This is a genomic window from Intrasporangium sp. Soil_C_50 (assembly GCF_057656595.1).
In genome coordinates, this window is the sequence record NZ_JBDGKB010000008.1 from 39,630 (window position 1) to 52,762 (window position 13,133).

Consider the following 13,133-nt stretch of genomic DNA (forward strand, 5'->3'; position numbering starts at 1 on the left):
CATGTCCGACACCACCGCCGAGCCGGGCGGCGCGGCACGCACCCCGGCCAGCGCCCCGGCGGGGACCGCCGACCACCCGCCGCTGTCACACCGGGAGATCATCACGATCCTCATCGGTCTGATGCTGGGGATGTTCCTCGCCGCCCTCGACCAGACGATCGTCGCGAGCGCCATGCGCGTCATCGCCGACGACCTCAACGACCTCGCCGGCCAGGCCTGGGTGACCACCGCGTACCTCATCACGGCCACCATCGCGACGCCGCTCTACGGCAAGCTCGGCGACATCTACGGGCGCAAGAAGCTCTTCCTCTTCGCCATCTCGATCTTCACGATCGGCTCGATGCTCTGCACGCTCGCCTGGTCGATCCCGGCCCTCGCGGCATTCCGCGCCGTCCAGGGCATCGGCGCCGGCGGCCTCTTCTCGCTGGCGCTCGCGATCATCGGCGACATCGTGCCGCCGCGCGAGCGGGCCCGCTACCAGGGCTACTTCCTCGCCGTCTTCGGCACCTCGAGCGTCATCGGCCCCGTCGTCGGCGGCCTCCTCGCCGGCCAGGCGACGATCCTCGGCATCACCGGCTGGCGCTGGGTCTTCCTCGTCAACGTGCCGATCGCCATCATCGCGCTCGTCGTGGTGAGCCGCACGCTGCACCTGCGGCACCACCGCCTCGACCACCGCATCGACTACTGGGGCGCGGCCACGCTGTCCGTCGCGCTCGTGCCGCTGCTCATCGTCGCCGAGCAGGGTCGCGGCTGGGGCTGGGGGTCGGCCACCTCGATCCTCTGCTACGCCATCGGCCTCGTCGGTGCTGTCGCGTTCTTCCTCATCGAGCGGAACATGGGCGATGAGGCGCTGATCCCGCTGCGGCTCTTCAGCAACCGCACCATCGCCGCCGCGTCGGTCAGCTCGGTCTTCATCGGCATGGGCATGTTCGGTGGCCTCGCTGCCCTCCCGCTCTACCTCCAGATCGTCAAGGGCGCGACGCCGACCGAGGCCGGCCTCATGCTGCTGCCGATGACCGGCGGCATCATGTTCGGCTCGATCTTCTCCGGCCAGACCATCTCGCGCACCGGGCGCTACCGCATCTTCCCGATCGTGGGCTCGGCGATCCTCGTCGCGGCGCTCTTCGGCTTCCACTACATCGGGGCCGACACCCCGCTGTGGAAGACGATGATCGGGATGTTCTTCTTCGGCATCGGCCTCGGCTTCAACTTCCAGCCGCTCACGCTCGCCGTCCAGAACGCCGTCCCGCGGCGTGACATCGGGGTGGCGACGTCGTCCGCGACCTTCACCCGACAGATCGGTGGCACGCTCGGCACCGCCGTGTTCCTGTCCATCCTGTTCTCGCAGGCCGGCACGAAGATCGCCGAGGCGTTCCAGTCCGCGGCCAGGTCGCCGGAGTTCATCGCGGCGGTGCGCAACCCGACGGGCGGCGACCCGCAGGCCAATGCGGCCTTCGTCGCCGGCGTGCAGAAGGGTGGCGGCAGCGGTGCGGGCTCCTCGGCCCTGCAGGACAGCTCGTTCATCAACCAGCTCGACCCGCGCCTCGCCCACCCGTTCCTCGTCGGCTTCTCCGACGCCATGTCGGTCGTGTTCCTCGTCGCCTCGGGCGTGCTCGTGCTCGCCTTCATCGCCTCACTGTTCCTGCCGCACGTCGACCTCGGCCCCAGCCCGGGTCAGCAGGGTGCCCAGCAGGGCGACGCCGAGTCCGCTCCCGTGGCCGCCGCCGGCCACTGACCGTCGACAGGCCACGAGTGGCCGTCGGCTGACCGTCGACAGGCCACGAGTGGCCGTCGCGTGACCCTCGAAAGGCCACCTCTCGTCCAGAGAGGTGGCCTTTCGACGTGTCCGGGGCAGCCCGTCGTGGCCTCTCGACGGTGGAGGGCCGGACGCGTCGGGGGGGGACGCTTCAGCGGAGGTTGTGCAGCTCGCGACGGCTGAGGAAGGCGCGCGTGCCGAGGGCCATGACGAAGGCGAAACCGCCGGCGACGACGGCGACCCAGTAGCCGTGCGCGGCGCCGACGCGGTCGACGACGGCGCCGGAGACCGCCGACCCCGCGGCGATGCCGATGATGAGGCCGGTGAGGACGATGGTCATGCCCTCGTTGAGCTGGGCCTTGGGCACGATCCGCTCGATGAGGTTCATCGTCGTGATGAGCGTCGGGGCGGTCGCCATGCCGGCGATGACCATGAGCCCGGCGAGCACCCACAGGTTGGGGGCGAAGAGCAGCGGCGCCTCGAGCACCCCCATGCCGAGGGTGCCGAGGATCAGCAGCTTGACGAGGTTGCGACCGTGCGACACGTGCCCGAAGACGAGGCCGGCCAGGCCCGAGCCCACCGCGTAGAGGGCCAGGATGGCGCCCGCCGCACCCTTGGCGCCGTGGTCCTGGGCGACGGCGAGCGTGACGACCTCGTTGACGCCGAAGATCGCGCCGGTCATGACCATGATGAAGGCGAGCGGGATGAGGCCGGGGTTGTGGTGGGCGTGGCCCTCCGGACGCTGGTGGTGCGGCACGACGGGGGGCTCGGTGGAGCGCGCCGAGATGAAGATGAGCACCCCGACGCCGTAGGCGATGGTGGCGACGACGAACCCGGCCTCCGGGAACCACGCGGACGCCAGCCAGATCGCGACGACCGGCCCGATGACGAACGTCAGCTCCTCCATGACCTGCTCGAACGACATCGCCGAGTGCAGGGACCGGGGGTCGTGGGCGAAGATGTGCGTCCACCGCGCCCGGGCCATGGTGCCCATGTTCGGGATGGCGCCGCACAGCGGGAAGGTGATGAAGAGCAGCCACGAGGGCCAGCCCTTCATCGACACGACGATGGTCATGACCGCCCAGAACCCGGAGAAGAGGAAGAACGGGATGGCGATCCGACGCTGCCCGTACCGGTCGACGAGGCGGCCGAGGAAGGGCGCGAAGAGCGCGAGGGCCACCATGCCGACGGCGACGACGGCACCGGCCAGCTCGTAGGAGCCGGACCGGGCGGCGACCATCGCGACGACGGCGACACCGAACATCGAGCCCGCGGTGCGGGCGATCATCCCTCCGGTGATGAAGGTGCGGGCGCCCGGTACCTCGAAGAGAGGTCGGTAGGACGCGAGCACGGAACTCCTCCTCGGTGGGCGACGGCAACCTCGCCATCCTGCCACCAAGCGGACCGCGGTGCCGAAACCCGGGGCGCGGCCCGCGCGTGATCGGGCGAGGGTCAGTGACCGTGACGACGTCGCAGCGACCACATCTGCGGCGAGCGCTCGAGCTCGACCGAGACGTCCCACGGCAGGCCGCCGGGAGCGGTCTCGCGGCGGAAGCTGGCGACCGTCCGCCGCGCCAGGGCCGGATCGCGGGCGACGCGTCGGGCCATGGCGAGCGCCTCCTGCTCGACGTCGGCGTCGTCGTGGGCGGCCCAGGCGAGGCCGAGGTCGACGGCGCGCCGCCCATCGACCTCCGCGCCGAAGAGACCGAGCGCCGCGGCAGCCTCGCGGCCCGCGACCCGGTTGAGCAGCGTGAAGTGGCCGCCGCCGGGGTGGATGCCGATCTGGGCGAAGCCGGGCAGCAGGCGCGCCGTGCGCGACACGATGCGCAGGTCGGTGGCGAGGGCGAGGTTGAGTCCTGCGCCCACTGCCGCGCCGCGCACCGCGGCCACCGTGGGGACGCCGATGCCTCCGACGGTCGTGAACGCCGCGTAGACGGTCTCGAGGTTGCGGTAGGCGTCGTCGGCCACGGGGTCTGCGCCGGTGTCGGCGAGGACGCTTCGCACCGCGCCCGCACAGAAGTGCTCGCCGCCGGTGATGACGACGGCCCCGACGGACGCGTCGGCCTCGGCGGTGCGGGCGGCGTCGGCGAGCTCGACGGACATCTCCACCGACAGCGCGTTACGACGTTCCGGCGCGTCGAGGGTGATGAGGGCGACGCCCTCGGACACCTCGTAGCGGATCTCAGTCATCGGAGGATCTCCTTCGGCACCAGTGCGGTTCAGCTGTCTGTACGGGCGGCACTCTTGGCGCGACCGGTCGTGACGAGGGTCCAGAGCCGGTCCCGGCCGGCCGAGGTCGCGAGCGTCGTGAGCGTCTCGTCCCACTCGTGCACCGAGCCGTACTCGCTGCGCCGCGCCAGCATCGGCTTGGTCAGGGTGTGGAGCTCGTGCTCGAGGGTGGTGCCGATGGCGCCCAGCACCTGGTGCGCGTTGCGCACGACGACGGACGCACCGTGGCCGACGCACGACTTGGCGACGCCGACGGCGAAGAGCATGCCGCGGTCCTGCCAGTCCGACGCGGCGGCCCGGGCCACGGCGGCGTCGGTGGCAGCCCGGGCCAGGGCGGTCTCCGCGGCGATGTCGGACACGAGGTGCTGCACGGCCTGGAAGCGTCCGATCGGGCGACCGAACTGCACGCGGTCGCGCACGTGGGCGAGCACGACGTCGAGGACGCGCTCCATGGCGCCGACCACCTGGGCCGACCGCGCGAGCGCGCCGCGGTAGTGGAACTGCTCGCCGATCTCGTGAGCGACGACGATGCCGTCCTCGAGGTCGAGCAGGTCGAACTCGACGGTGTCGCTCGGCTCGCCCGCGAGGTTGCGACCCTCCTCGAGCCCGACCCGGTCGAGCGGGACGTCGGCGACCCGCCACTCGTCGCGGTCCTCCCACAGCGCCACGATCCGCGACGCGTCGCGCGCCCAGGTGACGTTGAGGGCGACACCGGAGGGGTCCGGGCGGCAGACCGTGCGGATGCCGCCGTCGTTGGGCAGCTGCGCCGCTTCGAGCAACCAGCCGCCGAGGACGTCGTGCTCGGCCACCGGCACCGGGGCGCCCGCGGCGGCGGAGAGCCCGAGGAGCGCGGCCGCCTCGAGCCAGCCGGCGCCGCTGCCGCCGGAGGCCTCGCTGCCGGTCAGACGCGTCAGGCCAAGGTCCTCGAGGCGGGCCCACAGGCTGCGGTCGAGGTCGACGGTGGCGCCCGGAGCCGGACGCGTCGCGCGGTAGTCGTCGAAGAGGTCGGTCAGCATCGCGACGACGTCCGGGTCGGCGGCCGACGGCGCAGCCAGGTGCGCGAACCCCGCTGTGCGCCGGTCGTTCCCGGTGACGTCGGACATCAGCGCATCCCCAGCCCGCGGGCCACGACGCCGCGCAGGATCTCGTTCGTGCCGCCTCGCAACGTGAAACCGGGGCGCTGGAGGATCGCGGCGTGCAGGAGCGTGTAGAGCTCCTCGTCCTCGACCCACCCGGTGGCCGTCAGCAGGTCGACGAAGTCGGCGATGTCGCCCTCGGTCGTCGTGCCGAGCAGCTTGACGAGCGCGGCCGGCACGTCGGCCGGCTCGTGCGCCTCGAGGGCCGTGGACACCGAGAACGACAGGTGGTGCAACCCCGCGACGCGTGCGACGTGACGGCCGAGACCGGCGTCGGTCGGCAGCCCGCCGTCTCCCATCGCCTGGGCCGCGGCGGCGAGCAGCTGGAAGGTGGACAGGACGCGCTCGGGCCCGCTGCGCTCGTAGGCGAGCTCGGAGCCGACCTGGCGCCAGCCGTCCCCGACCTCGCCGAGAACGCGGTCGTCGGGGATGAAGACGCCGTCGAGGTGCACCTCGTTGAAGTGGTGGTCGCCGCCCATCGACAGGATCGGCCGGATGTGGACGTCGGGGTCGTGCAGGTCGACGATGACCTGGCTCAGGCCGGCATGCCGGTGCTCGGGGTCGAGGGGCGACGTGCGACACAGGGCGAAGAACGCGTCGGCCTCGTGGGCGCCGGACGTCCACACCTTCGTGCCGGTGACGCGCCACCCACCCTCGACCTTGTCGGCGCGGGTGCGGACACTGGCGAGGTCGGAGCCGGAGTCGGGCTCGCTCATGCCGATACCGAAGACGACGTCGCCACTGCTGATCCGCGGCAGGAAGGCCCGCTTCTGCTCCTCGGTGCCGTAGCGCAGCAGCGACGGGCCGATCTGCCGCTCGGCGATCCAGTGGGCCGCGACCGGCGCGCCGACGACGAGCAGCTCCTCGGTGACGACGAACCGCTCGAGGTAGGTGCGGCCCTGGCCGCCGTACTCGGTGGGGATGACCATCCCGAGCCAGCCACGGCGACCGAGCTCGCGGGTGAACGCGCGGTCCCAGCGGGTCAGCCACGTGTCGACGTGCGGCACGAAGACGCCGGCGCGTACCTGCTCGGCGAGGAAGGCGCGCACCTCGAGACGCAGGTCGGTGAGCGCGGGCAGCTCGCGCACGCCGGGGGGCACGAGTCGGGTCGCCATGCTCACCTCCGTCGGTCGGGCCGGGTCAGGGGTCACTCTCCCACACGCTCACGCGCCCGCCGGGCCGGGTCGCTCGCGACGCGTGGGGCAGGAGTGACGCAGTGCTCACTCGACGGAAGAGAGGTCCGCTCGCCCACTGCGTCGAGTGAGCACGGGGCCTCAGGCGTCACGCGCCGCTGACGACGAGGTACGCGCAGAGGCCGACGATGACGGCGGTGATCAGGGTGGCCGCCGCGGTCGTGACGCGGTGGTTGACGAGGACGCCCATGAGGCGTCGGTCGCGGGTGAAGAGGAGCAGGGGCACCAGAGTGCCGGGCAGGGCGAACGACAGGATGACCTGGCTCCACACGAGCGCGTCGGTCGGCTCGACACCGACGCCGAGGATGACGAGGGCCGGCACGACGGCGAGGAGGCGGCGCAGCAACGGGGGGATGGGTCGGCGTCCGAACCCCTGCATGACGACGTCACCGGTCTGGACGCCGACGAGCGTGGAGGCGAGGCCGGAGGCGAGCAGCGCCACCGCGAGCATCGTCGCGGCGATGTCGCCCGCACTCGCGCCGAGCGCGGCGTAGGCCGTCTCGATGCTCGCGCCCGCGGTCGTCGGCAGGGCCGCGGCGAAGACGACGAGACTGACGTTGGCGATGCCCGCGATCGTCATGGCGATGACGACGCTGTGGACCGTACGGCGCCCGGACCGCAGCCGCTCGGCCTGCGAGGGCGTTGGCGCGCCGTCGTCGTGCCCGCGCGAGGCGGCCGAGTGGAAGTGGAGGGCGTGCGGCATGACCGTGGCGCCGACGATGCCGACGGCGAGCAGCGCCGCAGACCCGTCGAGCGGACCGGGCACGAGCGAGCGCAGCAGGCCGGCGCTGTCGACCTCGGCGACGGTCACCTGCCACACGAGCGAGCCGATGATGACGACGAGCAGCACGAGCACGACGGAGTCGAAGTGGCTGCGACCGCGGACCTTGAGGGCGAGCACGACCAGGCTGAAGAACGTGACGCACACGGCCCCGGCCACGAGCGGCATGCCGAAGAGCAGCCGCAGCGCGATGGCGCCCCCGACGATCTCGGCGAGGTCGGTCATGATGACGACGAGCTCGGCCTGGGCCCAGAGCAGCAACCGCCCGACGCCGGGGAACCGCTCCGAGCTGTGCTCGGCCAGGCTCTTGCCGGTGACCATGCCGAGCTTGGCGGCGAGGTACTGGATGACCATCGCCGAGCAGCTGGCGAAGACGACGACCCAGACGAGCCCGTAGTCGTGCTCGGCACCCGAGGTGATGTTGACGCCGAAGTTGCCCGGGTCGACGTAGGCGATCGCGGCGAGCAGCGCGGGCACGAGCGTGCGGGGCGAGCGCAACGTGCCGCCGAGCCCGCGCACGCCCCGATCGGCGGCCCGGTCGGCGACCCGGCGCGGCTCCTGCGCCACCCGCTCGTTCATGAAGGACAGCATCGGGCCTCCCGCGCCCCCACGCCAACTCCCGGCCGGCGTCGAGACCGACACCACAGGACGCGTCGGGTCGACCGACGCGTCAGCGGGCGGAGGCGAAGCCGAGGAGTGCCGCGATGCCGAGGGCGCTGCGCGGGTCGTAGGCCGAGGTCCAGAGCCCACCGTGCGCCGCGGCGTAGGCCTCGTCCTGCCAGGGGTGGCCATGGCTCGGCGCCCCGGTGCGCAGGTCGTGGACGAGCAGCGCCGCCATGAGGGTGTTGGCCGTGCCGGGCTCGAACACCTCGATGCCGAACCGGTGGGCCCCGGCGTACGCGGCGGCGAGCGCGCGGTTCTTGACGACCGACCGGGTGCGCGTCGGCGGTGCCACCTTGAACGAGACGAGCCCGCCGTCGGCGCGGTGGGCCGTGGCCCGCCAGCGCTGGAGCCGTTTGGCCAGGAGGTAGTTCGGACCCTGCTGGAGCACGACGCTGTCGTTGATGCCGGGGTCCTGGCCGGGCACGTAGTTGCGGCGCAGCAGCCGTCCCCCGCTGACGGTGCGCAGGGGCACGCGGAGCAGCTTCGAGGTGCGTCGCTCGGCGTAGCTGCGCACCGACCTCTCGACGGCCTCGGCCGGGACCGCGAAGACGTCGGTGGGGGTGGCGAGGAAGGCGAGCGCGACGGCCTCGTGCCCACGCTGGGCGACGACCCGCTCGGTCAGGGCATCGACGGCGGTCGAGACGCGCACGTTCGTGGCGCCGTCGGCGTAGACGTAGTTGCCGATGACGAGGCGCTCCGACGCGTCGAGACCGGTGACCCACTCCGTGACGGCCGCCAGGTCGTGCACGAGGTCACCGCCGGCCCGGGCCGCCAGCGCGCCGTCGCCCCCTCGGACGGGCACGGTCATCGAGCCCGCGAGCCGACGCGTGTCCCCGATCAGCCTGTCCCACAGGTCGTTCCGCGGGAGGTCGACGGCTGCGACGTTCGCGCCCCACCGCAGCAGGGACCGCAGCGGGCCCATCTCGGCCGCGGCTCCCAGGACGACGACGGTGTGGTCGCGCAGGTCGAGCCACTCCGGGTGGTCGACGACGCGTCCGACCGCCTCGGCGCACGACGGCTCGACCGTGCCGGCCTCCACCCACGCGTCGAGCCGGCGGCGCAGGGCGTCACCGGTCAGGCGCTCCCCGCCGTAGGGCAGCGAGAGGGCACGTTCGACCTCCCCCTCGCCGCGCAGGGTCTCGGACCCGAGCGGCGGCGCGGCACCCTCCGCGTCCCGAGGGGAGAACGCGTCGGCCAGCGGCACGTCGCCCTCGGCCCCGGCCCAGCACATCCGGCCGTGCAGCGAGGCGAGCCCGTCACGGGCGATCCCGACGGCCGCGGCGTCGGACACCAGCCCTGCCTCGACGAGGCGGCGGAAGTGCGGCAGGTACCCCTGGCGCCAGCTCGTCTCGCGCTCGGCCGACGCCGCGCCGACCGGGTCGTGGGCCCGAAGGGCCTCGGCGACGACGGCGCGCCCGACCAGCGTCGTGCTGCGCCGGCCGGTCGCCGGGTCGGACGGGAAGACCACACCGCGCTGGGTGTCGGAGTCGCTCATGCGGCCATCCTGCCGGTGCCCGTGGCCGGTGTCCGCCCCGGACGTGCCGATGTCACGACAATGCGCGGACGAGCCGGGGCCGGCGACGCAGAATGATGGGGTGGACGAGCTCATCACCACACCGCAGCAGCTGCTCGCCGAGGACCGCGAGGCCACCGAGCAGCGTCTCGCCGACCTGCGCAGCGAGTTCATCCGTGTCGTCGACGCCGCCGAGGGCACGAACCCCGACGACGAGCACGACCCGGAGGGCTCGACGATCGCCTACGAGCGCACCCAGCTCGGCGCCCTCGTCGAGCAGGCCGAAGGACACCTGACCGACATCGACGCCGCCCTCGCCCGGGTGGCGGAGGGCACCTACGGGCGCTGCGAGGTGTGCGGCCGTCCGATCCCGGCGGCCCGGCTCGAGGCCCGGCCGACCGCGACGCGGTGCGTCGAGCACGTCGCAGCACGCCGCCCCGCCTGAACGAGGAGGAACGGCACCGACGGCTCCTTGCTCTCCGCGAAACGGCCCCGCCGGAGGCCCGCTTCTGCGACGCTGGTCCGCGGAGGTCGGATGAGCGAGCCGGGACGGTCGCGGCGAGATGCCGCGCGCCTCGTCGTGCACCCCGGACACGGGATCCACGGCCGGGTCGAGGAGGTCGAGGCCCTCGTGACGGCCCTCGACCCGGGGGGCGCGCGTCGCGTCGTCGTCCACGGCCCGCTCGGCGTCGGCACGTCGACGCTCGTCGCGGCGGCCGCCGAGCAGCTGGGCGACGCCTACGACGCGTCGGTCACGCTGGCCGTGCGGGGCGGGCCGGGCCTGCGTCGCGGCCTCGCCAGCCACCTCGGCGTGCTCGAGCCCTACGACGTCGACCGGCTCGCGTCCGCGATCGGCGAGCGACGGCTGCTCGTCGTCGTCGACCCGCCCGACGGTGCGGGGCCCCACGCCCTGCTCGCCGAGCGCCAGCTCGTCCACGACGCCGACCGGCTCGTCGACACCTGCCCCGGCCTCGCCGTCGTCATCATCGGCCGTCGCCCGGCCTCGTGGCCCGGCGCGGAGCAGGTCGCGGTGCTGGCCTTCGACCCGCCGCGCCAGGGGGAAGACCCGGACGCGCTGCGCCGCCACCCTGCCGTCGAGCTCCTGCTCGACCGCGTCGCCCTCGTCGACGCCCACCTCGAACCGACCGACGACGTCGTCCGCGACGCCGCCGAGGTGTGCCGTGGCGTCGGCGGACTGCCACTCGCCCTCGAGCTCGCCGCCGCGCGCGCCGGGGCCCTCGGCATCGACGGTGTCGCGGGGCTGCTGCGCGGTGGGTCCTCCCGCGTCTCGCTGCTGTCGATGAGGCGCACCGAACCGCGCGGCGTGCGCACCGCCCTCGAGCTGTCGTACGCGACGCTGTCGCCGGACGCCCAGGAGCTGCTGCGCGACGCGTCGACGCTGCGCGGGCCCTTCGACCTCGACGCCGCGTGCGCCGTGTCCGACCTGCCGCTGGCGCGGCTCGTGGACGCCCTCGACACCCTCGTCGACCTGCACCTCGCCTCCTACGTCACCAGTGACGACGCGGCCCTCTCGGCGGCGCCGGCCGCCCCGGCCGCCGTGGCCTCCGGGGGCGCCCGGCCGGACCACCGGGCCCGGTTCGCGCTCGATCCGGTCGCGGCCGAGCTCGCGGCCGAGCTGCTCGACCAGACGGGTGCCGGCGGCGCCGTGCTCGACCGTCATGCCGCGCACCACGCCGCACTGGCCCGCCGGGCGGCCCTCATCGCGGCGGACGCCCGCGAGCCCGAGGCCCTGGCGCTGCTCGAGCCCGTGTCCGCCGACCTCAGCGCGGCGCTGACCTGGCTGCGCGCCGGCCCCGACCACGCCACGGCCCTGCGGCTCGCCGTCGACCTGGCCCTGCTGAGCCGCACCGTCGGCGAGCGCGGCAACCTGCGCGGCGTCCTCGACGAGCTGCTCGGCGAGCTGGCCACGCAACCGGTCGACGAGGGCCTGCTCGCCGACGCCGAGATCTGGTCGGGCACCCTGGCCCTCGAGGGCGCCGATGCGCTCGAGCGCGTCGACGAGGCCCTGCCCCACATGCTCGCCGGCATCGACCGCGCCCGGCACACGCCCGACCGGCTGCGACTGCTCCGCGGGCTCGACGCCGTGGCCCGCACCGCACCCCTGCACCGCAACGCGATCCTCGCCCACCGCTGCGTCGTCGAGGGCCTCGAGGTGGCCACGAACCTCCACCACGAGCGGTGGGTCGCGCGCTTCGAGGCCTGGCGCGCCACGCTCCTGAGCCAGGGCGGAGACGCGGCGGGCGCGGCCCAGCTCGGTCTGTCGGCCCTGCGTCGCGGGCGCGCCTCCGGGGACCGGCAGTCAGTCGTGGCCGCCGGGACCCTCCTGCACTCGGTGCCGCCGGGCATCGGCCTGCCGGGCGCGCGCGACGCGTCGGGCCGGCCGAGCCCTGAGGTGCCGACGCTGCCCGAGCTGCTCACCGTGGCCACCGAGGCGGGCGACGCCGCGTCGCGCTCGCTCATCCTCGGCCAGCTGGCGAGCCGAGCCCTGCACGACGGCGACATCGTGGGGGCGGCCCGCTGGACGCGCACCCGACTCGAGCTCGTGTGGCGCCTGTCCGCGTGGACGACGGTCGCCTACTCCTACCTCGTCGCCTCACGCATGGCTGCGGCGCAGGGCGACCTGGTGTCGGCGGCACGCTTCCACGGCATCGCCATGCCGGTGCTCCCGGTCCTGCTGGCGGGCCTCCCGCCGGGCAAGGCAGCGGCCTACGAGCGGTCGGTTGCCGTGTTGCGCGAGCGACTCGGCGCCGACGTCTTCGACCGCCAGGCGTTCGAGGGTTCCCTCCTCGACCCGGCGACCGCCCACGCGGAGGTGCTCGCCTACGTCACCGCCATCGCGGGCGGCCAGCCCGCCGCCCCCGCCGGCCCGCCCGCGTCGACGCAGGGTCGCCCCGGCGGCGAGGTGCCGCTCTCCGCGGCCGAGGTGCACCTGCTCAGCGCCCTCGGCTCGGGACGTCTCCTGTCGGAGATCGGCGACGCGTCGGGGCTGGAGCTCGCCGCGCTGACCGACGACGCCGCCGCGCTCTACGCCCGTCTTGGGCTGCACGGCCGCGCAGAGGCGGCCGCGGTCGCGGTCCGCAGCGGCCTCGCCTGACGCGCATTCACCAGACGCAGCTCCACCCGGGACGTGCCCGCCTCGGGAGGCGGAAACCGGCTGCGGCTCAGGCGATCCCGGCGCCGATGAAGTCGAAGGCGGCATCGATGTTGCGCTCGAGACGGCCGCCACCCCCGGCCTGCTGGTGCTCGATGCAGGCCCGGACCGCGGCGATGGCCACCGCCACCGTCACCCGCGGCTGGAGGGACTCGCCGGGCGCGAGGCCGAGCCGGCGCTCGAGCGCCGCGGTCAGGGCGTTCTCGATGCGGATGTTGTTGCCGACGAGGGCGGGAGCGAGCGACGGCTCGCCGAGCAGGATGCGGCGGCGCTTGGCCCGGAGCTCGCGGTCCACCGAGGCCGGGGCGAGCATGCCGGCGAGGATGCGGCGCAGCGACTCGAGCGGCGTCTCGCCGTCAGTGGCCTCCTCGAGCTGCCCGGCGTAGGACTCGAGCTCCTCGGCCGTCGTGCCGATGACGGCGGCCTCCTTGGAGGGGAAGTAGTTGAAGAAGGTGCGGGCGCTGACGCCGGCGCGCGTGGCGATCTCCTCGGTGGTGACCGCGGCGAAGCCCCTCTCCTCGACGAGCTCGAGGGCCGCGAGGTTGATGGCGCGGCGGGTCTCCCGCTTCTTGCGCTCCCTCAGGCCGCAGCCGTCGTCGGTCAGCGTCGTCGTGCTCATGCCCTCATGGTGTCACGATCACTGCATGGACTGCAATTTTGCAGTGACTGCACAATCGGCGTACCGTAGCG

10 protein-coding genes are annotated in these 13,133 nt (G+C 73.8%); 3 read left to right on the forward strand and 7 right to left on the reverse strand.

From position 1 onward, the window contains the following. The first annotated feature begins 1 nt into the window (after position 1). The gene (locus tag AC3A5R_RS16125; RefSeq protein ID WP_487621774.1) at positions 2-1,735 is read left to right on the forward strand and encodes an MDR family MFS transporter; all 1,734 of its coding nucleotides are present in this window, start codon (positions 2-4) and stop codon (positions 1,733-1,735) included. 172 nt (positions 1,736-1,907) lie between these two features. Here the strand turns inward: AC3A5R_RS16125 and AC3A5R_RS16130 are convergent, their stop codons facing one another. The 6 genes from AC3A5R_RS16130 to AC3A5R_RS16155 form a co-directional block, all read right to left on the reverse strand. Beyond that, entirely contained in the window at positions 1,908-3,107 is a 1,200-nt protein-coding gene (locus tag AC3A5R_RS16130) for an MFS transporter (protein WP_487621775.1), read from the reverse strand. A gap of 101 nt (positions 3,108-3,208) precedes the next feature. After that, positions 3,209-3,946 carry an enoyl-CoA hydratase-related protein gene (locus AC3A5R_RS16135; RefSeq protein ID WP_487621776.1) on the reverse strand — a complete coding sequence of 246 codons (738 nt, stop codon included), beginning with the start codon at positions 3,944-3,946 and terminating at the stop codon, positions 3,209-3,211. A 29-nt stretch (positions 3,947-3,975) separates the two neighbouring features. After that, positions 3,976-5,088: an acyl-CoA dehydrogenase family protein gene (locus tag AC3A5R_RS16140; RefSeq protein WP_487621777.1), complete on the reverse strand. Its 1,113-nt coding sequence runs from the start codon at positions 5,086-5,088 to the stop codon at positions 3,976-3,978. Continuing rightward, a complete protein-coding gene (locus tag AC3A5R_RS16145) occupies positions 5,088-6,236 on the reverse strand; it encodes an acyl-CoA dehydrogenase family protein (RefSeq protein ID WP_487621778.1) in 1,149 nt (382 codons plus the stop codon). Before AC3A5R_RS16145 ends, AC3A5R_RS16140 begins: the two co-directional genes overlap by 1 nt. A 166-nt stretch (positions 6,237-6,402) precedes the next feature. After that, the gene (locus AC3A5R_RS16150) at positions 6,403-7,674 is read right to left on the reverse strand and encodes an Nramp family divalent metal transporter (RefSeq protein WP_487621779.1); all 1,272 of its coding nucleotides are present in this window, start codon (positions 7,672-7,674) and stop codon (positions 6,403-6,405) included. A 91-nt stretch (positions 7,675-7,765) separates the two neighbouring features. Continuing rightward, a complete protein-coding gene (locus AC3A5R_RS16155) occupies positions 7,766-9,253 on the reverse strand; it encodes a hypothetical protein (protein ID WP_487621780.1) in 1,488 nt (495 codons plus the stop codon). A gap of 100 nt (positions 9,254-9,353) precedes the next feature. On the opposite strand from AC3A5R_RS16155, the gene AC3A5R_RS16160 reads away from it, so the two are divergent. Then, positions 9,354-9,716, forward strand: a complete 363-nt coding sequence (locus AC3A5R_RS16160) for a TraR/DksA family transcriptional regulator (protein ID WP_487621781.1) — start codon at positions 9,354-9,356, stop codon at positions 9,714-9,716. Between the two features lie 90 nt (positions 9,717-9,806). Beyond that, positions 9,807-12,386, forward strand: a complete 2,580-nt coding sequence (locus tag AC3A5R_RS16165; protein WP_487621782.1) for a hypothetical protein — start codon at positions 9,807-9,809, stop codon at positions 12,384-12,386. Between the two features lie 67 nt (positions 12,387-12,453). Here AC3A5R_RS16165 and AC3A5R_RS16170 read toward each other — a convergent pair whose 3' ends face one another. After that, positions 12,454-13,062 carry a TetR family transcriptional regulator gene (locus AC3A5R_RS16170; RefSeq protein ID WP_487621783.1) on the reverse strand — a complete coding sequence of 203 codons (609 nt, stop codon included), beginning with the start codon at positions 13,060-13,062 and terminating at the stop codon, positions 12,454-12,456. Positions 13,063-13,133 lie beyond the last annotated feature (71 nt).